Consider the following 22,865-nt stretch of genomic DNA (forward strand, 5'->3'; position numbering starts at 1 on the left):
GGAGGCAGCGCGACTCAGAGGTCGTATTCGCTGCGCTCGAGGAATTCGTTGCGCAGGTAAGTGACCCGCGCGGTGGTCAAGGCCGCCTTGGCGCCGGAATACAGCATCGGGTACATCGAGCCGTACAGCAGGCGCGGGTTCTCGTCATCGCCCACCGGGTAGCGCGCGTCCAGATCGGCGTCGCGCAGCTGGACCCACAGGCGCTGCGCTGCTTTCATCTTTGCCAGTGCCACCGGCTCGCCGGCCAGCTTGGCCACGATCTGACGGTACACCGCGTTCAATTCGGCATCGGCCTGCTTGAACTCGTTGTCGGCGCAGGCATTGAGCTCGAGCTGGTTGCCACCCGGATCGCATTTCACGTCCTGCGCGGCCACTGGCGCCACCGCGCCCAGCAGCAGACCCAGGCTGATCAGGACGCGGATCATCCGACCGAGCCTTCCAGGCTGACTTCCAGCAGCTTCTTGGCTTCCACCGCGAACTCCATCGGCAGCTCGCGGAAGACCTGCTTGCAGAAGCCGTCGACGATCATCGAGACCGCGTTTTCCTGGTCGATGCCGCGGGCGCGGCAATAGAACAGCTGGTCGTCGGAGATCTTGGAGGTGGTCGCTTCGTGCTCGACCGTCGCGCTGGGGTTCTTCACCTCGATATAGGGGAAGGTATGCGCGCCGGACTTCTTGCCGATCAGCAGCGAATCGCACTGGGTGTAGTTGCGCGCGCCCTCGGCGCCGCGATCGATCTTCACCAGGCCACGGTAGGTGTTCTGGCCATGGCCGGCGCTGATGCCCTTGCTGACGATCTTGCTCTTGGTGCGCTTGCCGATGTGGATCATCTTGGTGCCGGTGTCGGCCTGCTGACGATGGTGGGTCAGCGCGACCGAGTGGAACTCGCCGACCGAATCATCGCCAAGCAGCACGCACGACGGGTACTTCCAGGTGATCGCCGAGCCGGTCTCGACCTGGGTCCAGGTGACCTTGCTGCGTGCACCACGGCATTCGGCACGCTTGGTGACGAAGTTGTAGATGCCGCCCACGCCGTTCTCATCGCCCGGGTACCAGTTCTGCACCGTGGAGTACTTGATCTCGGCATCGTCCAGCGCGACCAGCTCGACCACCGCGGCATGCAGCTGGTTCTCATCGCGCATCGGCGCGGTGCAGCCTTCCAGGTAGGACACGTACGCCTTGTCTTCGCAGATGATCAGCGTGCGCTCGAACTGGCCGGTGTGGCCGGCGTTGATGCGGAAGTAGGTGCTCAGCTCCATCGGGCAACGCACGCCCTTGGGGATGAACACGAAGCTGCCATCGGAGAACACCGCCGAGTTGAGCGCGGCGAAGTAGTTGTCGCCGACCGGCACCACGGTCCCCAGGTACTGTTTGACCAGCTCCGGGTGTTCCTTGATCGCTTCGGACATGGAGCAGAAGATCACGCCCTTCTCGGCCAGTTCCTTGCGGAACGTGGTGCCGACCGAGACCGAATCGAATACCGCATCCACGGCGACGCCGGCCAGCCTGGCGCGCTCGTGCAGCGGCACGCCGAGCTTGTCGTAGGTGTCCAGCAGTTCCTTGGGCACGTCGTCCAGCGAGGCGTACTTCGGGCCCTTGGGCGCGGAGTAATAGCTCAGCGCCTGCAGGTCGATCTGCGCGATCTGCAGCTTGGCCCAGTCCGGCATCGGCATGGTCAGGAAGTGGCGGTAGGCGTCCAGGCGCCACTGCGTCATCCATTCCGGCTCGTCCTTCTTGGCCGACAGGGCACGGATGGTGTCCTCGTCCAGGCCGGGCGGCAACGAGTCCGATTCGATGTCCGTGATGAAGCCCGCCGAATACTTGCGGCCGAGCTGCTCATGGATCTCGCGGTTGGGGGTATCGCCGGTGGCGACGGTATCGAGGGTATCGGTGGCCATGGGGGCTGCCTGATCAGGAGACGACATCCGCCGCGATCGCGCGGCGGTGGGCGTCAACAAGGGGAAGAGGGGGCAGGATCTGCGCCAGGGTGACCGCGCGCAGCGCTTCGGACACCACGTCGTTGATCATCCGCCAGCTGCTGCGCGCGCCACACTGCAGCTCGCGGCCGCACTGGCTGTGGTCGTGGGCGCATTCGGTCAGGCCCAGCGGCCCTTCCATGGCTTCCACGATCTCGAACAGCGTGATCTGGTCTGCCGCGCGGGTCAGCCGGTAGCCACCGCGGACGCCGCGCAGGCCTTCCACCAGACCGGCCTGGGCCAGCGGCTTGAGCAGCTTGCTGACGGTCGGCGGTTCCAGACGGGCGAACTCGGCCAATTCGGTGGCACTGAGCACCTCGCCCGGGCGGGCAGCGAGCACGGTCAATACGACGGTGGCGTAATCGGTGAGCTTGGTGACGCGGAGCATGTGGGGTGCAGAACCATAAAGCGGACTGAAATTGTACGCTTTTCTCCGGCGGCATCCAACCCGCCCGTTCAGGCGCCCGAAGGGCGGCCTTGGGCGCGTAGTGAACCGCCTCGCTTTGGCAATCACAAAGATTAAGCGAGAATCGGGGCTTCCCACCGCAACGGTCAGCCAGATGCCCAAGAAGATCCAGGCCCGCAAGTCCACCATCCATGGCAATGGCGTGTTCGCGCTGGCGCCGATCAAGAAGGGCGAGCGGGTCATCCAGTACAAGGGTCTGCTGCGCAGCCACGCCGACGTGGACGCCGACGACACCGGGGACGTGGAAAGCGGTCATACCTTCCTGTTCACCCTCAATGACGACTACGTCATCGATGCGAACTACAAGGGCAACGACGCGCGCTGGCTCAACCACAGCTGCGATCCGAACTGCGAGGCGGTGATCGAGGAAGCCGAGGGCGACAATCGCCGCGAGGACAAGGTCTTCATCGAATCGATCAAGGACATCAAGCCGGGCGACGAGCTGACCTACAACTACGGCATCACCCTGGCCGAGCGTCACACCGCGCGCCTGAAGAAGATCTGGGAATGCCGCTGCGGTTCGAAGAAGTGCACCGGCACGATGCTGCAGCCCAAGCGCTGATCCCTCCGGTCGCCACCGGCCGTCGGCCGGTGGCTGCGCCGACACGCTGTGCACATCGTGGTCACCGTCGCCCAATGCGCCCGTGGCCACACTGAGCGCTCCTACTTACTGGAGCCGCTCCATGGCACACGCACTCAACGGCAAGCACATCGCGATTCTCGCCACCGATGGCTTCGAACAGTCCGAGCTGCAGGAACCCAAGCGCTTGCTGGAATCCTGGGGCGCCTCGGTCAAGGTGATCGCCCCCGGTGACGCCCGCACGATCCGCGGCTGGAAAGACAAGGACTGGGGCGAGGAGGTCACGGTCGATGCACCGCTGAAAGGCGCCAAGGCCGACGATTACGACGCGCTGGTGCTGCCCGGTGGCGTGATCAATCCCGACAAACTGCGCATCGACACCGACGCGATTGCGTTGATCAAGGCCTTTGGTGCCTCACGCAAGCCGGTTGCCGCGATCTGCCACGGCCCGTGGCTGCTCGTCGAGTCCGGCCTGGCCAAGGGTCGCAAGGTCACCTCGTGGCCATCGCTGAAAACTGATCTGGGCAATGCCGGTGCCGAATGGACCGATGCCGAAGTGGTGGTCGATGGTGGCTTGATCACCAGTCGCAAACCGGGTGACATTCCGGCGTTCGCCGATGCGGTGGGCAAGGCCTTGGCCGGTTGAGGATGCAGGCACCGACGGTTGGTCGGTGCCTCTTCCGGGTTACTTGCTCAGCAACCCGGCCGGCACCAGCGCGCCGAGATCTTGGTTGAACGTCACCACCAGCTTGCCGTTCTCCACCTGCGCCGACTGGACCTGCAGCGTGCCCAGCACGGCAGCGACCGTCGGGTCGATCTTGTAGATCGGCTCGCGACGCGCGTAGTCGACCAGCCAGGCGTTGAGCAGGCCGCGGGTGCGCGAGTCGAGCTTGCCGCCGTTGTTGGCCGGCGTGAAATCGTCAACTGTCGGCTCCTGCAGATGGAAGCCCTGGGTCTGCGCGTCATAGCGCAGGCCGCTGCTCAGCTTGACCTTGCCCAGCGGCGCCGGGTTGCCGCCCGCGGTCGCCATGGCGATATCGAAACCGAGATCCAGGCGATTGCCCTGCGGCAAGGTGAGCTTGGGGTGGCTCATGGTCATGGCGATGAGGCCACCCAGCGCATCCTGCGTGCGTGGGAAGCTGCCATCGAGATACTGCTGCACATCGGGCGCACCGACCGACAACTGGCGGCCGGACACACTCGGTGCGGCCTGCGCGCCGACGGCAGCGGCAAGCAATACGGTGCAGGCGGCGAGGCGGGACAACAGCGGGCGAACGTTCATGACGGCAGGCCGTGGGGGAATGAGGGGCCAACAATAGCGCGCGCGGCTGAATCCAGCTTTGACGTGTCGTCGTCAGCAGGGCGCGTGGGGGCTGTCGGCGGCACCCGCAGCTGGCTCAGGGTGCGCCCTGGATCGACTCCAGTGCGGCCAGCACCTCATCCAGTTTCGGTTGCAGCACGGTGAGCGGGTGGCCAGGTTCATCGGCATGGCGCTGGGCGAGGTCGCGCAGCAGCTGGGTAGCCACGATAGCCGCGGCACGTTCGTCACCACTCAGCCCGGTGTTGCGCCGCGCGATTTCCAGCAGGCGCATCCAGTCCTGCTGCGCGCGATGTTCCAGTTCGATGGTGCAGCGCCCGCTGCACTGCAGGCCGTCCTTTTCGATCGGAGTGACGGTGATGCGGTAACGCTGGGAGGAAGAGCTGGCCATGGCTGCCTGCGCGGTGGGGGACAAGGCCACCATAGGGCGCGTCCCGCGCGCGGACGACAGGTACCGTCGCACGCAGTGTTCCACCCGGTACGTTCCGGCCGGTTCTGCCATGGCGCAGATCGCGGCAGGACAGGCATCTGCGCGGGACGTACGCGCCGCAGACGTCTTTGGAAACGCTGTGTTTCGCTGCGTGCGGCGAGCCCCAAAAAGAGACGGGACGGCATAGGCCGTCCCGTCCGGGTGCTGCAGGAAGCGCGCAGATTAGAGCGCGGCGTCCTTGAGCTTCTTGAGCGGACGCACCTTCAGCTTGGTGGACGCCGGCTTGGCGGCGAACCACTGCTCTTCCTTGGTGAACGGGTTGATGCCCTTGCGCTTCGGCTTGGCCGGCACGCTGACGGTGGAGATCTTCAGCAGGCCCGGCAGGGTGAAGCTGCCCGCGCCCTTCTTGTGCACCGAAGCGGCAACGGCGCCTTCCAGCGAGGCGAGCACGGCGCGCACGTCCTTGGCGACAACGCCGGACGCTTCAACGATGTGTGCAACCAGACCAGACTTGCTCAGCACTTCCTTGATCGGCTTGGGAGCGGCCGGCTTCGCGGCTGCCTTCGTAGCGACTTTCTTTACTGCCTTCTTCGGGGCAGCCTTCTTAGCGGTCTTTGCCATGGTTTCCTGTTCCGTGAACGGTTGGTTGTTTGGTCGCGCCGAACCCCGTCGGCAAGCGAAATGTAGGGCAACTATGGGGCGCCGCCAATAGGCAAACGCATAAAAATTCGTGATTTCCACGCCCTTCGTTACCGCAGTGCATCAGGTCATAGCCAAAAAACAGGGTCCGCCCTTGCGGCGGAGGCCATCGGTCATGGACCGTCGCACCCCGACTGTCGCACGAAAACCACTTGAAAACAGCATCGGTCTTGAGGGCCGATTCAGCTGGGGTCGGCACCTGCCGATCACCTGACAGCGATCAGACATGGCACTAACGCGCCACGGTCTAGGCTGGTCTGGTCATTCACGCCGCAGGAGATCTCACGATGGGTATTTCACGCCACGCCACCGCGCATTGGGAAGGTGACCTCAAGACAGGCAAGGGACAATTGAGCACGCCCCAGAGCGGCTTGATGGACAAAACCCGCTATGCCTTCAGCAGCCGCTTCGGTGATGAGAAGGGCACCAACCCGGAAGAACTGATCGCCGCCGCCCACGCCGGCTGCTTCACGATGGCGCTGTCGGCCAAGCTCACCGAGGCCGGTTTCGTGCCGACCTCGCTGGATACCGAAGCCAAGGTCGACCTCTCGATGGAGGGGGGCCCCCAGCTGTCGCAGATCACGTTGAAGGTGAAGGCCGTAGTGCCGAACATCGAGGCCACCCAGTTCCGTGCCATCGCCGATGACGCCAAGCAGAACTGCCCGGTGTCCAAGGCGCTCAGTGCGGTACCGATCAGCCTTGAGGCCGAGCTGGCCGGCTGATTCCGCGCCAGCGATTGGTGCACAGCAGATTGTGATGGGGAAGCGGCGGCCGCATAGTCGCCGCTTTCCTGTTGTGGGGTATCTGCATGCGTCTGACCGCTCTTGCCACCCTGATGAGTTGCCTGCTGGCCGGCACTGCGCAGGCCGATGTGCGGCTGTTGACCGCCGCGACCATCTACACTGGCAATCCCGAGGCACCGGCGGCCACGGCGCTGGCCTGGGATACCGACACCGGGCGGGTGCTCGCCGTCGGTGATCGGCAGGCACTCCTGGAGCTGTATCCATTGGCAGCGCTGACCGACGTTGGCGAGGCCACCGTGATCCCGGGGCTGATCGATGCGCATGCGCACCTGATGTTCCTCGGTGGCACGCTGATGCAGACCGACCTGACCGGTGCGACCAGTACCCAGGACATCGTGGCGCGCCTGCAGCGCTTTGCGGTCGACAATCCCGACGGCTGGCTGCTGGGCAGCGGCTGGGACCAGAACCGGTGGCCGGACAAGCAGTTTCCGACCGTAGCCGACCTCGACGCGGCGTTCCCGGACCGGCCGGTCTGGTTGGGTCGCATCGATGGTCACGCTGGCTGGGGCAACAGCGCGGCACTGCGCGCGGTCGCACGGCAGCCGGGCCAACGCGCGTTGACGGGCAGCTGGCAGCCGGCTGGTGGGCGCATCGTGCGCGATGCGAAGGGGCAGCCGAGCGGGGTGTTCGTTGATGAAGCGATGACCCTGGTGCAGGCGGCGATCCCAACGCCCAGCGACGCTGCCCGCGAGCAGATGCTCACCCGCGCGCTGGATAAAGCAGTCAGCCAAGGCCTGACCGGCGTGCACGACATGGGCGTATCGCGCGCCGATCTGGCCCTGATGCGCCGCTTCGCCGATGCCGGCAGGTTGCTGCTGCGCATCGATGCGTATGCCGATGGCAATGGCGATGCCCTTGCTGATCTGTGTGCACAGGGCGCGTATCAGCATGCCGGGGGCCGCCTGGAAATGCGCGGGGTCAAACTGTTCATGGACGGCGCGCTGGGCAGCCGCGGTGCCGCGCTGTTGGCCGACTACAGCGACGACCCGCACAACCGCGGGTTGCTGGTGACCTCGCCGGCCGATTTTGAAACGGCGGTGCGCAAGGCCGATGCCTGTCACATCCAGGTCGCCACCCATGCGATCGGGGATCGTGGCAACCGGATCGCACTGGATACCTATGCCAAGGTGCTGGGCGAGCGCCGTGGCGCCGATCATCGCTGGCGGATCGAGCATGCGCAGGTGGTGGCGCTGGAGGACATTCCGCGCTTTGCCCAGCTCGGCGTGATCGCCTCGATGCAACCCACCCACGCCACCTCGGACATGGGCTGGGCGCAGGATCGGGTCGGTCCCGAGCGCATCCTCGGGGCGTATGCGTGGCGGCGGATGCTGGGCTCCGGTGCCCGTCTCGCGCTGGGTTCAGACTTCCCGGTGGAGCAGGTGGATCCCCGCCTGGGCCTGTATGCCGCCGTCACCCGTCAGGACCGTGCCGGCCAACCGCCGGGTGGCTGGCAGCCCGATCAGCGCCTGACCGCGGCCGAGGCGCTGCGGGGGTTCACCGCTGATGCGGCGTGGGCAGGCCATGACGAGGCCCAGGTCGGCCGGTTGCAGCCCGGCCTGCGCGCGGATTTCGTCGTGCTCGACCGCGATCCGCTCAGCATCGCGCCGGCTGAACTGGCGGACCTGCAGGTGCGCTCGACCTGGGTCGATGGCGCACCGGTGTACGACGCGGCGCGGTGACGCGCCGCCGCCGGGATCACCAGTCCAGCGTGCCGCGGATGACGGTCTGCACCTGGCCGCCGGACCAGACATCGCCATGGTCATCGATGCGCAGGGTCAGGCGCGCATCGTGGCCCACTTCACGGCCCTGGCTGACCACATAGCTGCCCGCGTTGCCGGGCAGCGCGTCGCGGCTGTCCAGCCAGGCAGCCAACACCGCATTGGCGGCACCGGAGGCGGCGTCTTCAAAGCGGCGACCGTTGCCGACGAACGCACGCACCGCCAGGTCCCAGGCCTGGCCCTGGCTGCGTGCATAGGCGAATACCCCCATGCTGTCGGTGGCCTCGGCCAAGGTGGCCACGGCATCCCAATCGGGGGTGAGCGCGCGCAGGGCGGCCTCGTCAGCGAGTTCCACCACCCACCAGCTGCGGCCACCGGCCATGCGTGCCGGCGGCAGGCTGCCCAGTGGCCACCCGGCCAGGGCTGCCTGCAGGCGCGGGTCGGCGGCAGTGGTCACTTCGGCGACCGCGGCGCGCGGGGTACGGATCGCGATGGTGCGGGCGTCACCGCTGCCATCCACCCGCAGCGGCAGGGCCCCGGCGATGCCGTCCTGGACCAGCACGCCCTCGACCGGTGCGGCCACACCCAGCTCCAGCACGGCATGCGCGGTGCCCACGCTGGGGTGGCCGGCGAACGGAACTTCCTTCTGCGGGCTGAACATGCGGATGCCGTAGCTCGCGCCCGGGGCGGCAGGCGGGAACACGAAGGTGGTCTCCGGCAGCCGGGTCCAGCGGGCGATGGCCTGCATCGCCGTTTCGTCCAGGCCCTGTGCATCAAGCACGACGGCCAGCGGGTTGCCGGCGCCGGGGTAGGGCGAGAACACATCCAGCTGCAGGAAACGACGGGAGGTCATGGCGGGGCGCTCAACGAAAAACGGGCGGGCAGCTTACCAACCAGGGCCGCATTGCGGGCCCTGCCCCTGCAACGGGCAGGCTTGGCATAGAATCGGGAGTTCGGCCCGGCGTGCCGGGCGATCCCCCTCACTACCCAAACCTCCACCTCCATGTCAGCTTCCCCCCTTGTCGATCGCTGGATCGTACTGAAGTTCGGCGGCACCTCCGTGTCGCGTCGTCACCGCTGGGACACCATCGGCAAACTGGCGAAAAAACGGGCGGAAGAAACGGGCTCGCGCGTGCTGGTGGTGGTATCGGCGCTGTCCGGGGTGACCAATGAACTCACCGCGATCGCCGATGGCGCCGCCGACAGCCGCGACCGTGTCGCCGCGCTGGTCGCGCGCCACCGCGAATTCCTGACCGAGCTGGAGCTGGACGCCACCGCGCTGGACGTGCGTCTGGACGCGCTGGCCGGGCTGCTGGACGATCCGCGTGCCGCCGGTCGGCCGCTGGAGTGGCAGGCCGAGGTGCTGGGCCAGGGCGAACTGCTGTCCTCGACCGTCGGTGCGGCCTACCTGCGCGCCAGTGGCCTGGATTTCGGCTGGATGGATGCACGTGAGTGGCTCGATGCACTGCCGCCGCAACCCAGCCAGAGCGAGTGGTCGCAGCGCCTGTCGGTGAACTGCCAGTGGCGTGCCGAGGCGGAGTGGGCCGCGCGTTTCCGCGCCCAGCCGACCCGCATGCTGATCACCCAGGGCTTCATCTCCCGCCATGCCGATGGTGGCACCGCCATCCTCGGTCGCGGCGGTTCGGATACCTCGGCGGCGTACTTCGGTGCGCTGCTCGGTGCCAGCCGCGTGGAGATCTGGACCGATGTGCCGGGCATGTTCAGCGCCAACCCGAAGGACGTGCCTGACGCGCGCCTGCTGACCCGACTGGACTATTACGAAGCACAGGAAATCGCGACGACCGGCGCCAAGGTGCTGCACCCGCGTTCGATCAAGCCGTGCCGTGATGCCGGCGTGCCGATGGCGATCCTGGATACCGAGCGCCCCGAGCTGCCGGGCACCAGCATCGACGGCAATGCCGCGGCGGTGCCGGGCGTAAAGGCGATCAGCCGCCGCAACGGCATCGTGCTGGTCTCGATGGAAGGCATCGGCATGTGGCAGCAGGTCGGCTTCCTGGCCGACGTGTTCGGGCTGTTCAAGAAGCATGGCCTCTCCGTGGACCTGATCGGTTCGGCCGAAACCAACGTGACCGTCTCGCTGGACCCGTCCGAAAACCTGGTCAGCACCGATGTGCTGGCCGCGCTGTCGGCCGACCTGTCGCAGATCTGCAAGGTCAAGATCATCGTGCCATGCGCGGCGATCACCCTGGTCGGCCGCGGCATGCGCTCGATGCTGCACAAGCTCTCGGACGTGTGGGCCACCTTCGGCCGCGAACGTGTGCACATGATTTCGCAGTCCTCCAATGACTTGAACCTGACCTTCGTCATCGACGAAGCGGACGCGGACGGCCTGCTGCCGATCCTGCACGCCGAGCTGATCGACAGCGGCGCGATGCCGGTGGAAGAGGGCGAAGTGTTCGGCCCGCGCTGGCGCGAAATCGCCGGCACCATCCGCCCGCGCGAAACCGCCTGGTGGCGGGGCCAGCGCGAACACCTGCTGACGCTCGCCCAGGCCGGGACGCCGCGCTATGTCTACAACCTGCCGACGGTGCGGGCGCGTGCGCGCGCGCTGAACGCGATCAAGGCGATCGACCAGCGCTACTACGCGATCAAGGCCAACTCGCACCCGGCCATCCTGGAGGTGCTGGAGCAGGAGGGCTTCGGCCTGGAGTGCGTGTCGCACGGCGAGCTCAAGCACGTGTTCAACACGCTGCCGACGCTGTCGCCCAAGCGCGTGCTGTTCACCCCCAGCTTCGCGCCGCATGCTGAGTACGATGCCGCGTTCGCGCTGGGCGTCACCGTTACCCTCGACAACGTGGAAGCCCTGCAGCGCTGGCCGGAACTGTTCAGCAACCGCGAGCTGTGGCTGCGCGTGGATCTGGGCCGTGGCGAAGGCCACCATGCCAAGGTCCGCACCGGCGGCAAGGACTCCAAGTTCGGCCTGCCGATCGCCCGCGTGGATGAGTTCGTCCGCATTGCCGGCGAGCTGGGCACCCGCGTGGTCGGCCTGCATGCGCACCTGGGCAGCGGCGTGGAAACCGCGCAGCACTGGCGCCTGATGTGCGATGAACTGGCCGGGTTCGCCCGCCGCATCGGCAGCATCGAGACCATCGATATCGGCGGTGGCCTGCCGATCCCGTACAGCGCCGACGACGAGCCGTTCGATCTGGAGGCCTGGGCGATCGGCCTGGCCGAAGTGAAGGCCGTGCACCCGGCGTTCCGGCTGGCGATCGAACCGGGTCGCTACCTGGTGGCCGAGTCCGGCGTGCTGCTGGCGCGGGCCACCCAGGTGGTGGAGAAGGACGGCATCCGCCGCGTCGGTCTGGATGCGGGCATGAACACGCTGATGCGTCCGGCCCTGTACGACGCCTGGCATGACATCGAGAACCTCAGCCGCCTGAGTGGCTACTCCGAAGCGATGTTCGATGTGGTCGGCCCGATCTGCGAATCCAGCGATGTGTTCGGCAAGCGCCGCCGCCTGCCGGCCTCGACCGCACCGGACGATGTGATGCTGATCGCCGATGCCGGCGCGTATGGCTACGTCATGGCCAACACCTACAACCAGCGCGAGCTGCCGCGCGAGGACGTCATCGATGATGGCCCGTGACCGCTGCCTGCCGCCTTTCAAACCGGATACACCATGACTGCTTTTGACAAACACCAGGTTGCCGTTTTCCGCTTCGTCCGCTGCGACTTCGCCGCGGACACCGGCGTGGCGCAGCTGGTCTACGCCTTCGATGACGGCCCGGAGCTGATCGAGACGGTGACCATCCCGGGCGCGCCGTTCGTGCTCGATGGTGACCGCGCCGAGGCGGTGCAGCGCGCCCTGCGCCTGCTGCACCTGATGGCTGGCGTGAGCTACTACAAGGCCGGCGTGCCCGAGCAGGTGCGCATCGACAGCTACACCATCGATGCGGCCACCGCGGCGCTGGTCGAGACGGTCTACCTCAACGGCCTGGGCGAATTCGCTTACCGCAATGGCCTGAACCTGCGTGGCCGCTTCCGCCTGCCGGTCGAGGGCGAGGCCTTCGCCGCACCGGCGCTGGGCCTGCGCGAACACGCGCTGGTCGCCATCGGCGGCGGCAAGGATTCGCTGGTCAGCATCGAAGCGCTGCGCAGCCTGGGTATCGCCGAAACGGTCACGTGGATTGGCGGCTCGCAGCTGATCCGTGCCTGCGCCGAGCGCACCGGCCTGCCGATCCTCAACATCGGCCGCACGCTGGCCCCGGAGCTGTTCGAGCTCAACCGCCAGGGCGCCTGGAACGGCCACATCCCGGTCACCGCGGTGAACTCGGCGATCCTCGTGCTGGCCGCGCTGCTGCAGGGCGTGGACCAGGTGGTGTTCTCCAACGAGCGCTCGGCCAGCTATGGCAGCCAGATTCCGGGCACCGGCGAGGTCAATCACCAATGGTCGAAGGGCTGGGCGTTCGAGCAGGCCTTCGGCGAGCATCTGGAACGGCACGTCGCCGCGGACCTGCACTATTACTCGCTGCTGCGCCCGCTCTCGGAGCTGGCGGTGGCGCGTCAGTTCGCCAAGAGCGATGTCTACGACGCGCATTTCTCCAGCTGCAACCGCAATTTCCACATCCTGGGCGAGCGCCCGGTGAACCGCTGGTGCGGCGTCTGCCCGAAGTGCCACTTCGTGTTCCTGGCGCTGGCCCCGTTCATGCCCAAGATGCGCCTGGTCGGCATCTTCGGCCGCAACCTGCTCGACGATATCGAGCAGGCGCCGGGATTTGATGCGCTGCTGGAATTCCAGGACCACAAACCGTTCGAGTGCGTGGGCGAAGGCCGCGAATCGCGCGCCGCGATGGCGACCCTGGCCACGCGACCGGAATGGAATGAAGACGCGCTGGTGAAGCGCTTCGTCCACGAGATCCGCCCGCAGCTGGATGCCACCGAACTGCAGATCGAGCCGCTGCTGGCGCTGGAAGGCGAACACCGCATTCCGCCGGCGATCTGGGAGCGTCTGCGTGCGAATTTCGCAGCTTGAAGGCAAGCGCGTTGCGTTGTGGGGCTGGGGACGTGAGGGGCGTGCGGCGTTCCGCGTCCTGCAGCAGCGGCTGCCGTCGCTGCCGCTGACCCTGTTCTGCCCGGAGGCCGAGGCCGCCGGTGCGCGCGAGGAAACCCACGGCGCGCTGACGGTTCGTTCGGATGTCACCGGCGAGGCGCTGGCCGCGTTCGAGGTGGTGATCAAATCGCCGGGCATCAGCCCGTATGGGGACGCTGCGTTGCACGCCACGGCACAGGGCACGCAGTTCATCGGCGGTACCTCGTTGTGGTTCGCCGAGCAGGCCGCTGCCGACGGCATCGTGCACGACACCGTGTGCGTGACCGGTACCAAGGGCAAGAGCACCACCACCGCGCTGCTGGCGCATCTGCTGCGCGCCTCGGGCGCGCGCACCGGGCTGATCGGCAACATCGGCCTGCCGCTGCTGGAAGTGCTCGACCCGCAGCCGGTCCCGCAGTACTGGGCAGTGGAACTGTCCAGCTATCAGACCGGCGAGGTCGCGCGCAGTGGCGCGCACCCGCAGGTTGCCATCGTGCTGAACCTGTTCCCCGAACACCTGGATTGGCACGGCAGCGAAGCACGCTACATCGACGACAAGTTGCAGCTGGTCACCGGGGCCGCGCCGCGGATCGCGGTGCTGAACGCGGCTGACCCGCACCTGGCCGGCGTGTCGCTGCCGGAGAGCGAGGTCATCTGGTTCAATCAGCCTCAGGGCTGGCACATGCGTGGAGATATCGTGCATCGCGGTGAGCAGGCCGTGTTCGACACCTCACACACGCCGCTGCCGGGCCGACACAACCGCGGGAACCTGTGCGCGGTGCTGGCGGCGATCGAGGCGCTGGGCCTGGACGCGGTGGCACTGGCCCCGGCGGTGCAGGACTTCCGCCCGCTCCCCAACCGCCTGCAGACCATCGGTACGCGCGAGGGGGTCACTTTCGTCAACGATTCCATCAGCACCACCCCGCACGCGAGTCTGGCGGCGCTGGAGTGCTTCGCCGGTCGCCGCATCGCGCTGCTGGTGGGCGGGCATGATCGTGGCCTGGACTGGCACGACTTCGTCGCGCACATGGCGCACGACGTGCCGCCGGTGGAGATCGTCACCATGGGCGCCAACGGCCCGCGCATCCACGCGCTGCTGCAGCCGCTGGCCGATGCAGGCGGTTTCGGTCTGCATGCCGCTACCGATCTGCCCGAGGCCATGCGGCTGGCGCAGGCCGCGCTCGGCGGGCAGGGCGGGGTGGTGCTGCTGTCGCCGGGTGCGCCGAGCTATGGCGTGTACCGCGACTACGTCGCCCGTGGCCGCCACTTCGCCGAACTGGCCGGCTTTGATCCGGATGCCATCACGGCGATCCCGGGCATCGGGATTGCCTGATCTGTCGATGTAGAGCCACGCCATGCGTGGCTGCTGCTGGCATGGATTCTGCCGCCACGCATGGCGTGGCTCTACCCTGGGGCGACGCGGGATACTTCATCTGCCCTGGTTACGCCGGTGATGCAGGTATCAGGCTTCTTCTTCATCGATGAACGCGTAATCCCCGTCGATGAGCTGCTGCAGGTACGCATCGAAACCCGGTGCAATCACGGCATAGCTGTCCGGGTCGTGCAGATAGCGCACCACCTGGCCGACCGTGCCGCCGGGTGCGGGATCGAAATCCAGGTAGAGCATCGAGGTGCCGCCATTGTTCATGCAGTGCGAGAAGCACAGGCGCTTGCCCATCGGCAGGTCCGCATCGATGCCGTCGCCGAGAATCTCGGGGTCTTCCTCCAGCCACTCCTCGTAGATCGAGCGGATGCTGTCATCCCACTGCGCGCTGTCCTCGAACACCTGCTCCACCGAACGCAGGTAGTAGGGGTAATGCCCCTCCTCGACGTCCGAGCCCAGCATCAGCACCACCGCCTCGCCACCCGGGTAGGTGCGGAAATGCGTGCCATCCACCCGCGCCAGCAGCGCCACCAGGCTCTCGGGCACCTGCGGCCAGCGCTCGCGCAGGCGCGCCAGATCGCCCGTGCTGGCTCCTTCCACCCAAGCCCACATCCGCGCATCGTCGTCGGGCAGGCGGGGCACCAGGCCGGAAAGAAAGCGATCGACAAGGCTCATGAGGGGTTCCATGCACAGGGGGCGGCCAGCCTGCCATAACAGGGACGGAGGTAGTTAATCCGAGGCAGTTGATTCACGGGGCTGCACGTCGCGCCGACGCTTCTACACGGTCCCGTCAACCGGCCGTCATACACTCGGGACTCTTTCTGTCGGGAGCAGACGCATGAACAAGCAATGGCGGTGGGGTGCGGCGGTGCTGTTGGGCATGACGGCGCTGCCCGCGCTGGCGGCGATGCAGGCCAAGCCGGTGGAGTGGACCCAGGACGGCACCACCTTCAGCGGGGTGCTGGTCTATGACGACAGTGACAACGACAAACGCCCGGGCCTGGTGATGGTGCCCAACTGGAAGGGGGTCAACGACTCGGCCATCGCCAAGGCCAAGCAGCTGGCCGGCGACGACTATGTGGTGCTGGTGGCCGATGTGTACGGCAAGGGCGTGCGCCCGAAGACCGATGCCGAGGCGGGTCCGGTGGCGACCAAGCTGCGCAATGACCGTCCCGTGCTGCGGGCGCGTGCGCTCAAGGCGATCGAGGTGCTCAAGGCGCAGGCTGGCAAGGCGCCGCTGGATGCCAGCCGGATCGGCGCGGTCGGGTTCTGCTTCGGTGGCACCACGGTGCTGGAGATGGCCCGTGCTGGTGCACCGCTGGCCGGTGTGGTCAGCCTGCACGGTGGGCTGGGCTCGCCGCTGCCGGCCAAGGCCGGTGGTACCCATCCCTCCGTGCTGGTGCTCAATGGCGCCGACGACAAAAGCGTCAGCAAGGACGACATTGCCGGTTTCGAGCAGGAAATGAACGCCGCCAAGGTCGACTGGGAGTTCACCAATTACAGCGGCGCGGTGCACTGCTTTGCCGAGTCGGATGCGAACAGTCCGCCGGGGTGCCAGTACAACGAACGCGCCGCCAAGCGTGCGTGGAAGGCGCTGGATGAATTCTTCGAGGAGCGGTTCGAGACGACCCGCCGGTAGGTGCCGACCGTTGGTCGGCACGCTTTCCAATCAATGCGAGCGCTGCACCGCGTAACGGGCCAGCCCGCGCAGGGCGGCCACGGCATCGTTGTCGGCCAGGCCGTCGAGCGCACGCTCGGCGGCATCGGCATATTCCTCGGCACGGGCGCGGCTGTACTCCAGCCCGCCGGTGGCGTGGATGGCGGCCAGCACTTCGGGCATCGCCTCGGCGTCGCCGTTCTGCACGATCTCGCGCAGGCGCTCGCGGGTGGTGGCATCGGAGTGCGCCATCGCGTGGATCAGCGGCAGGGTAGCCTTGCCCTCGGCAAGGTCGTCGCCCAGGTTCTTGCCCAGCTCCTCGGCGTTGGCCGAGTAGTCCAGCACGTCGTCGGCGATCTGGAAGGCGTAGCCCAGGTTCATGCCGTAGTCGTACAACGCTTGCTGGGTGGCTTCATCGACGCCGCTGGCCAGCGCGCCCAGACGGGTGCCGGCGGCGAACAGCACCGCGGTCTTGCGCTCGATCACGCGCAGGTAAGCGGCCTCGTCCGTATCCGGGTTGTGGACGTGCAGCAACTGCAGCACCTCACCCTCGGCGATCCGGTTGGTGGTGTCGGCCAGGATCCGCATGACCGGCATGCGGTCCAGTTCGACCATCAGCTGGAAGCTGCGCGAGTACAGGAAATCGCCCACCAGTACGCTTGGGGCGTTGCCCCACAGCGCATTGGCGGTGCTGCGGCCGCGGCGCAGGCTGGATTCGTCCACCACGTCGTCATGCAGCAGGGTCGAGGTATGGATGAACTCGATGATCGCGGCCAACTGGTGGTGTTCCGGGCCGGCCTGGCCGACCGCGTGGCCGGCCAGCATGACCAGCATCGGGCGCAGGCGCTTGCCACCGGCCGAGATGATGTGGTCGGCGATCTGGTTGATCAGCACGACATCCGAGGACAGTCGGCGACGAATCAGCGCATCGACGGCGTCCATGTCGGGCGCGGCGAGCGTCTGGATCTGGGGCAGGCCCAGCGCGGGGCGGGTGTCTTCGGTGATGGTCATTCGGTCTGACTTTCAGGCTTGGGCGGAATTATAGGCGGTGCCGTCGTATTCCGCCCGCGAAGACGCGCCGGTGGCCCGGTCAGGCGCGGGGCAGGGCGCCGGAACGGGCCGACCTTGGCCGCCGGCCCATCGCCACATGATGGGCGAAGGGCCGCCTGACCGGAGGCCCGGAACGCCCCGCGCACCGTGATCCGGCGTGAATACGTATGCATGCGACCCCACCGCTGGAGGTGCCCCGCTAAGCTTGTCGGGTTCGTTTCTGGCCCCCTCGCGGGTGCCGTGGAAGCCCGAAGGGGGGCCCCAATGTCGCAGTCTCCATGGTGGCGCGGTGCCGTCATCTATCAGATCTACCCGCGCAGTTTCCTGGACGCCAACGGCGATGGCGTGGGCGACCTGCCCGGCATCATCGAACGCCTGGACTATGTCGCCGCGCTCGGCGTCGACGCGATCTGGGTGTCGCCGTTCTTCAAATCGCCGATGGCCGACTTCGGCTATGACATCGCCGACCACCGCGACGTCGATCCGTTGTTCGGCACGCTGGCCGATTTCGATCAGCTGCTGGCCAAGGCGCATGCACTGGGTTTGAAGGTGATGATCGACCAGGTGTTCAGCCATACCTCGATCGACCATGCCTGGTTCCAGGAGAGCCGGCAGGACCGCACCAATCCCAAGGCGGACTGGTACGTGTGGGCCGATCCGCGCGAGGACGGCACCCCGCCCAACAACTGGATGTCGATCTTCGGGGGCGTGGCCTGGCAGTGGGAGCCGCGGCGCGAGCAGTATTTCCTGCACAACTTCCTGGCCGACCAGCCCGACCTGAACTTCCACAACCCGGCGGTGCAGCAGGCCACGTTGGATTACGTGCGGTTCTGGCTCGACCGTGGCGTGGATGGCTTCCGCCTGGATTCGATCAACTTCTGTTTCCACGACGCACAGCTGCGCGACAACCCGGCCAAGCCGCTGGAAAAGCGCCTCGGCCGTGGCTTCAGCGCGGACAATCCGTACGCCTACCAGTACCACTACTACAACAACACGCAGCCGGAGAACATCGGCTTCATCGAGCAACTGCGCGTGCTGCTGGACGCGTACCCGGGCTCGGTCAGCCTGGGCGAGATCTCCGCGGAAGATTCGCTGGCGACCACGGCCGAGTACACGGCGCCGGGCCGCCTGCACATGGGCTACAGCTTCGAGCTGCTGGTGAAGGATTTCAGCGCCGGTTACATCCGCGACACCGTAGCGCGGCTGGAGGCCACCATGACCGAAGGCTGGCCGTGCTGGGCGATCTCCAACCACGATGTGGAGCGGGCGGTGACGCGCTGGGGTGGCCATCCGGCGCAACCGCGCCTGGCGCGGATGCTGGTGGCGATGCTGTGCTCGCTGCGCGGTTCGATCTGCCTGTACCAGGGCGAGGAGCTGGGGCTGGGCGAGGCGGACGTGCCGTTCGAGGCGCTGCAGGACCCGTACGGCATTACGTTCTGGCCGAACTTCAAGGGCCGCGACGGGTGCCGTACGCCGATGCCGTGGCTGGATGCACCCAAGGCGGGCTTCACGACGGGTGAGCCGTGGTTGCCGATTCCAGCGGAGCATCAGGCCGCGTCGGTGGCGACGCAGGAACATGATCCGCACTCGGTGTTGAACGCGTTCCGTCAGTTCCTGGCGTGGCGGCGGACGATGCCGACGCTGTTGGTGGGCGACATCCGTTTTCTTGCGTGCGCCGAGCCGGTGTTGATGTTCGAGCGTGTGCACGGGGAGGAGACGTTGCTGTTGGCGTTCAATCTTTCGGCTGAGAGTGTCCGTGTTGCGCTGCCGGTGGGGCAGTGGCAGGCGGTGAAGGTGCCTGGTCCGGATACGGGCGAGGTGGTCGGTGGTGAGCTGGTGTTGCCGGCGCAGTCAATGTATTGCGCGCGACGCGGCTGATCGGATTTTCCGGTGGTATTGAGAGGGCGGGGCCGGGTGCCTCGCCCTTTTTTTGTCTTGCGTTCGTGTGTTGGGGTACAGCCACAGCCACAGCCACAGCCACAGCCACAGCCACAGCCACAGCGCTCAGGGCTGCGATCGTGCTGGTTTGGGCGGGCAGGGGTGGGTCAGCGGGACCCGCTGCAAGTACGTCCATGTAAGCTCGTATGCCGCCATCCATGGCGGCATACGGTCCCGCCAACCCACCCCTGCCCACCCTTTGACAATGTGCCGGTGCGCAAGGGAAAAGCGATGACGGGCAGGCACGTCATGGCACCCGCGAGGCTGATGTTGACCTGAATCCGAAAGGCTTGAGCTGTCGCGCTGGTCTCAGGCGTGGAAGCAGTTGAAGCACTTGAAGCACTTAAAGCACTTAAAGCACTTAAAGCATTTGAAGCATTTGAAGCCTGCGTAATGGTCGTAGCGGGTGGCGCGGTCGAGATGCTCGGTGCAATCGGTGCAATCGGTGCGGTCCGGAGGGTCATGCCTATCGTGGCGTTCGACGTAGTCGGCACGGTCAAAAGTGTTGAGGCGGGCGAACTGCTCGAGCTGGTCCGAGCCGCAGATATCTCGCTCGATCAGGCTTTGCACTGCACTGCACTGCACTGCACTGCACTGCACTGCCATGGCCACCAACCAACTGTCGAAGGGCGGGGGTGTGTGGGTTGGCGGGACCGTTGTGCCGCATGGATGCGGCTCACGAGCCCCATGGATGGGTTTACGGCGCGTCCCGCGAACCCACACCCCCCCGACCAGGCCACGGACAGCCGGCACTGACGCTTTTGAGAGGGCGGGGTAAACCAACAAAAAACCCGCTGCAAATAGCAGCGGGTTCTTCGGATCTTCGATGTCGCCACTACGTCGCTGACAAGAGCAACATCAGAACTTGTAGTTCACACCCAGCATATAGGTCCGGCCCCACTCCACGTACTCCAGCGGACGATCCGTCGTGCCAGCGTAGGTGCGATACGGCTCGTTGGTCAGATTGCTTCCCTGCAGCAACAGCGTCAGCCCATGCAGACTGCTGCTGTCGGCGAACGTATAACTGACCTGCGCATCCGTCACGTTCTCACCGACCACATAACGCAGCGTCCGGTTGCCGTTGAAATTGCCGATCTCACCGATGAAATCCGAACGACGGCGCTGGCTCACGCGGGCCTCGAACCCACTGCGCTCGTAGTACGCCGTGAAGTTGTACACGCGCTCGGACAGGCCCGGCAGGCTGATCGGATCGCTGCCCACGCTGGACGCGCTTTCCGGATCCAGGATCTTGATGTCACTGTCATTGAACGTCGCACTGGCCTGCACGCCGAAGCCACGCAGGCTCTCCGTCAACATCTCCAGCGGGAACGAGGCGGTCAGCTCCAGGCCCTTGAGCTTGCCACCCTGGCCGTTCTGCGGGGCCGAGAAGGTACCGGTCGGCAGGACCGGGACGATCATGCCCGGCGGCGGTACGTAGCTGGCCAGCAGGTCGCTGAAGTCGTAGTCATCGCGCGACTGCGTGTAGACGTAGGACTTCAGATCCTTGAAGAACACCGCAGCGGCCACGTAGGCCTTTTCGCCGAAGTACTTCTCGTAGGACAGATCGATCGCGTTCGCGCGCCACGGATCGAGCAGCGGGTTGCCGCCGCTGCCGCCGGGCTTGCCGGTGGCGGTGTCCACGCCGAACTCCAGGCCGGCGCGCATCTGGTCCACGCGCGGGCGTGCCACCTGCTTGGCCACGGCGAAACGCAGCGTCTGCTGGTGCGGGAACATGAAGGCCAGGTTCAAGCTCGGCAGCCAATCGGTGTAGGTCTTGCCGTCATCGATCGGCAGGATGTTCTGTCCGTCCGGACGCGAGCGGTCGAAGTAGTTGGACTGCGAGCTCTGGTCGGTGCGCACCATCTGCACGCCGATGTTGCCGCGCAGGCCCACCTCGCCCAGGTCGGTGTTGATGTTGGCGCGGATCCAGGCGGTGCTGGTCTTCTCCTGCACCGTCCAGGCCTTGGGAATCAGGTAGTCCAGGTTGGTGACCGGGTTGAAGACCATGTAGCGGTCCACGGCGGCCGGGACGTTCCAGGCCGGGATGTAGCCGATACCGGCGAAGCCCAGATTGACCGGTGCGTACTGCAGGTCACCGGCGATGTTGGCATCGCCCTGGTCGCCGAGCAGGATGTTGCCTTCGGCCTGGGTCTTGTCCTTGCGGCGGTCGGCGTAGTTCACGCCCACGTCCACATCGGAGAACCACGGCAGCGAATCGGGCATCGCGAAGGTGGCCTGCAGGCGGGCACCCTTCAGGCGGTCTTCGACCATCGGCACCTTGCCGTAGCCGGAGCCGTAGATGGTGTTGGTCAGGAACAGTGCGTCCGGGTTGGAATAGTCCAGCCCCGGGCTGATCTGCGAGAACCCGTCCGGCTTGACCACCACACCGACCGAATCCAGCTGCGGCATCGGGGTGAGCTGCAGGTTGTTTTCCAGATTCAGTTCGTTGCGCGTTGCCTTGGAGTAGTTCACATCGGCGACAACCTTGACCCGCTCGAAGTTGAACTCGTTGTTCCAGCCGAACGCGTCGATCTTGTCCTTGCGCTTGTTGTACATGCCGCGCACCAGCGGGTAAACGCCGGTCGCTACGCCGCCGGCGAACGTGCCATCGGCGTTGATCTGCGGGTTGGTGATCAGCAGGCCCGGGGTATAGCCGCCATTGTAGTTGCTGAGGTTGACCTCGAACTGGTTGGCGGTGTCGATCTGCTCGGCTTCGGTGTGGAACGCATCCAGGGTGCTTGTCCACACGTTCGACGGGCGGAACTGCACGGTGGCCATCACGCCGTCACGCTCGTTGTTGCCGGTGCGGCGCAGCGCCTTGATGCCGTCGGAAAACACGGTGCCCGGGGCCAGACCGGGGCGATTGCCCTGGTCGGTCTGCTCGGTGGTCCACGGTTCGTACAGACCCACCTGGTTTTCCTGGATGGGCATGTCGCTGTGCGCGTAGCCGATCGAGATGCCCAAGGTGTTGTCGAGGAACTGGTCGATGTAGCTGGCGCTGAAGCGGTTGCCGTACGGGTCGACGTTGGCGGCCTTGCCCAGCGAGCTCTTCTGGTAGCGGCCGCTGATGGCGATCACGCGCTCGGCGAAGCTCAGCGGGCGCACCGTCTGCATGTCGATGGTGCCCGACAGGCCCTGGCCGACCAGCGCCGCATCCGGCGTCTTGTAGACGGTCACGCCGTTGACCAGTTCCGAGGGGTACTGATCGAACTCGACGCTGCGGTTGTCACCGGTGCTGACCACTTCGCGCCCGTTGAGCAGGGTGGTGGCGAAGTCCGGCGACAGACCGCGGACGCTGATCACCTGGGCACGCCCGGCCACGCGCTGGGCGGCCAGACCGGGCAGGCGGCCCAGCGATTCGGCGATGCTCACGTCCGGCAGCTTGCCGATGTCCTCGGCCGAGATCGCTTCGACCACCGACGTGGCGTCCTGCTTGATCGCGATCGCGTTCTCGATGCCGCGGCGGATGCCGGTGACCTGGACGGTGTCCAGATTGGTCGCCGCGGTGCCGGTCGGTGCGGTGGTGGTACTGGGTTCGGCGGTCTGCGCCGACGCCATCAACGGCGTCAGGGCGACGGCCAGCGCGAGACTCAGCGCGCTGCGCTTGCGGTTCAACATTTTCCCCTCCCAGGCAATGTTGCCAATCGATTTTTTGGTTGCCCGGAGGACCCGGGAGCGTCATGGCGCGGTGGCCGTTGACTGCGTGGCTATGGTAGGCAGCGCATCGGCTGCGGGAATCACCCTGCATACGTATTCAATGACGTTTGCAGCATTGGAAGCGATTACAGGTGCGTTAT

The 22,865-nt window shown here is 66.3% G+C and carries 20 protein-coding genes; 9 read left to right on the top strand and 11 right to left on the bottom strand.

Annotated features, from left to right (window positions below; all coding sequences use genetic code 11):
- Positions 1 to 14: 14 nt before the first annotated feature.
- The 3 genes from EDF74_RS02145 to EDF74_RS02155 are packed head-to-tail and all read right to left on the bottom strand — an operon-like array spanning position 15 to position 2,363.
- The gene (locus tag EDF74_RS02145; protein WP_260232165.1) at positions 15 to 425 is read right to left on the bottom strand and encodes a lysozyme inhibitor LprI family protein; all 411 of its coding nucleotides are present in this window, start codon (positions 423 to 425) and stop codon (positions 15 to 17) included.
- Complete coding sequence (gene sufB / locus EDF74_RS02150; protein WP_123728595.1) at positions 422 to 1,897, bottom strand: Fe-S cluster assembly protein SufB; 1,476 nt, start codon at positions 1,895 to 1,897, stop codon at positions 422 to 424. Before sufB ends, EDF74_RS02145 begins: the two co-directional genes overlap by 4 nt.
- A 13-nt stretch (positions 1,898 to 1,910) precedes the next feature.
- Complete coding sequence (locus EDF74_RS02155; RefSeq protein ID WP_026070170.1) at positions 1,911 to 2,363, bottom strand: SUF system Fe-S cluster assembly regulator; 453 nt, start codon at positions 2,361 to 2,363, stop codon at positions 1,911 to 1,913.
- Between the two features lie 172 nt (positions 2,364 to 2,535).
- On the opposite strand from EDF74_RS02155, the gene EDF74_RS02160 reads away from it, so the two are divergent.
- Together EDF74_RS02160 and EDF74_RS02165 are read left to right on the top strand one after the other, a co-directional pair.
- Positions 2,536 to 3,003, top strand: coding sequence for an SET domain-containing protein (locus tag EDF74_RS02160; protein WP_123728596.1), 468 nt, complete (start codon positions 2,536 to 2,538; stop codon positions 3,001 to 3,003).
- Between the two features lie 121 nt (positions 3,004 to 3,124).
- The gene (locus tag EDF74_RS02165) at positions 3,125 to 3,667 is read left to right on the top strand and encodes a type 1 glutamine amidotransferase domain-containing protein (protein ID WP_123728597.1); all 543 of its coding nucleotides are present in this window, start codon (positions 3,125 to 3,127) and stop codon (positions 3,665 to 3,667) included.
- Between the two features lie 39 nt (positions 3,668 to 3,706).
- Here the strand turns inward: EDF74_RS02165 and EDF74_RS02170 are convergent, their stop codons facing one another.
- The 3 genes from EDF74_RS02170 to EDF74_RS02180 form a co-directional block, all read right to left on the bottom strand.
- Positions 3,707 to 4,303: a DUF1439 domain-containing protein gene (locus tag EDF74_RS02170; RefSeq protein WP_123728598.1), complete on the bottom strand. Its 597-nt coding sequence runs from the start codon at positions 4,301 to 4,303 to the stop codon at positions 3,707 to 3,709.
- Between the two features lie 115 nt (positions 4,304 to 4,418).
- Positions 4,419 to 4,763, bottom strand: a complete 345-nt coding sequence (locus EDF74_RS02175; RefSeq protein WP_184997021.1) for a DUF3861 family protein — start codon at positions 4,761 to 4,763, stop codon at positions 4,419 to 4,421.
- A gap of 228 nt (positions 4,764 to 4,991) precedes the next feature.
- On the bottom strand, positions 4,992 to 5,390 hold the full coding sequence (locus EDF74_RS02180; RefSeq protein ID WP_019185677.1) for an HU family DNA-binding protein: 399 nt from the start codon (positions 5,388 to 5,390) through the stop codon (positions 4,992 to 4,994).
- A 365-nt stretch (positions 5,391 to 5,755) separates the two neighbouring features.
- On the opposite strand from EDF74_RS02180, the gene EDF74_RS02185 reads away from it, so the two are divergent.
- Together EDF74_RS02185 and EDF74_RS02190 are read left to right on the top strand one after the other, a co-directional pair.
- On the top strand, positions 5,756 to 6,190 hold the full coding sequence (locus tag EDF74_RS02185) for an OsmC family protein (protein WP_123728599.1): 435 nt from the start codon (positions 5,756 to 5,758) through the stop codon (positions 6,188 to 6,190).
- Between the two features lie 86 nt (positions 6,191 to 6,276).
- Positions 6,277 to 7,950 carry an amidohydrolase gene (locus EDF74_RS02190; RefSeq protein WP_260232166.1) on the top strand — a complete coding sequence of 558 codons (1,674 nt, stop codon included), beginning with the start codon at positions 6,277 to 6,279 and terminating at the stop codon, positions 7,948 to 7,950.
- 16 nt (positions 7,951 to 7,966) lie between these two features.
- On the opposite strand, the gene EDF74_RS02195 is transcribed toward EDF74_RS02190, so the two are convergent.
- Positions 7,967 to 8,842 (bottom strand): PhzF family phenazine biosynthesis protein, encoded by an 876-nt coding sequence (locus EDF74_RS02195; RefSeq protein ID WP_123728601.1) that lies wholly within the window; start codon positions 8,840 to 8,842, stop codon positions 7,967 to 7,969.
- Positions 8,843 to 8,992: 150 nt separating this feature from the next.
- On the opposite strand from EDF74_RS02195, the gene EDF74_RS02200 reads away from it, so the two are divergent.
- Genes EDF74_RS02200 through murD form a run of 3 tightly spaced genes read left to right on the top strand, consistent with a single transcriptional unit; the run spans position 8,993 to position 14,372 of the window.
- A complete protein-coding gene (locus tag EDF74_RS02200) occupies positions 8,993 to 11,596 on the top strand; it encodes a bifunctional aspartate kinase/diaminopimelate decarboxylase (RefSeq protein ID WP_123728602.1) in 2,604 nt (867 codons plus the stop codon).
- A gap of 33 nt (positions 11,597 to 11,629) precedes the next feature.
- Positions 11,630 to 12,982 (top strand): UDP-N-acetyl-alpha-D-muramoyl-L-alanyl-L-glutamate epimerase, encoded by a 1,353-nt coding sequence (gene murL, locus EDF74_RS02205; RefSeq protein WP_123728603.1) that lies wholly within the window; start codon positions 11,630 to 11,632, stop codon positions 12,980 to 12,982.
- Positions 12,963 to 14,372 (top strand): UDP-N-acetylmuramoyl-L-alanine--D-glutamate ligase, encoded by a 1,410-nt coding sequence (murD, locus tag EDF74_RS02210; protein ID WP_123728604.1) that lies wholly within the window; start codon positions 12,963 to 12,965, stop codon positions 14,370 to 14,372. Before murL ends, murD begins: the two co-directional genes overlap by 20 nt.
- A gap of 129 nt (positions 14,373 to 14,501) precedes the next feature.
- Here murD and EDF74_RS02215 read toward each other — a convergent pair whose 3' ends face one another.
- Entirely contained in the window at positions 14,502 to 15,098 is a 597-nt protein-coding gene (locus tag EDF74_RS02215) for an SMI1/KNR4 family protein (protein WP_123728605.1), read from the bottom strand.
- A gap of 163 nt (positions 15,099 to 15,261) precedes the next feature.
- On the opposite strand from EDF74_RS02215, the gene EDF74_RS02220 reads away from it, so the two are divergent.
- Entirely contained in the window at positions 15,262 to 16,062 is an 801-nt protein-coding gene (locus EDF74_RS02220; protein ID WP_123728606.1) for a dienelactone hydrolase family protein, read from the top strand.
- A gap of 30 nt (positions 16,063 to 16,092) precedes the next feature.
- Here the strand turns inward: EDF74_RS02220 and EDF74_RS02225 are convergent, their stop codons facing one another.
- The gene (locus tag EDF74_RS02225; protein WP_123728607.1) at positions 16,093 to 17,091 is read right to left on the bottom strand and encodes a polyprenyl synthetase family protein; all 999 of its coding nucleotides are present in this window, start codon (positions 17,089 to 17,091) and stop codon (positions 16,093 to 16,095) included.
- A 303-nt stretch (positions 17,092 to 17,394) separates the two neighbouring features.
- Here EDF74_RS02225 and EDF74_RS02230 point away from each other — a divergent pair, with 303 nt between their 5' ends.
- A complete protein-coding gene (locus tag EDF74_RS02230; protein WP_123728608.1) occupies positions 17,395 to 19,008 on the top strand; it encodes an alpha-glucosidase family protein in 1,614 nt (537 codons plus the stop codon).
- A gap of 369 nt (positions 19,009 to 19,377) precedes the next feature.
- Here EDF74_RS02230 and EDF74_RS02235 read toward each other — a convergent pair whose 3' ends face one another.
- Both EDF74_RS02235 and EDF74_RS02240 read right to left on the bottom strand, forming a co-directional pair.
- A complete protein-coding gene (locus EDF74_RS02235) occupies positions 19,378 to 19,638 on the bottom strand; it encodes a hypothetical protein (RefSeq protein ID WP_123728609.1) in 261 nt (86 codons plus the stop codon).
- A 288-nt stretch (positions 19,639 to 19,926) separates the two neighbouring features.
- Complete coding sequence (locus EDF74_RS02240; protein ID WP_184997023.1) at positions 19,927 to 22,686, bottom strand: TonB-dependent receptor; 2,760 nt, start codon at positions 22,684 to 22,686, stop codon at positions 19,927 to 19,929.
- Between the last annotated feature and the right edge of the window lie 179 nt (positions 22,687 to 22,865).

It is taken from the genome of Stenotrophomonas rhizophila, from assembly GCF_003751305.1.
GTDB lineage: Bacteria > Pseudomonadota > Gammaproteobacteria > Xanthomonadales > Xanthomonadaceae > Stenotrophomonas > Stenotrophomonas rhizophila_B.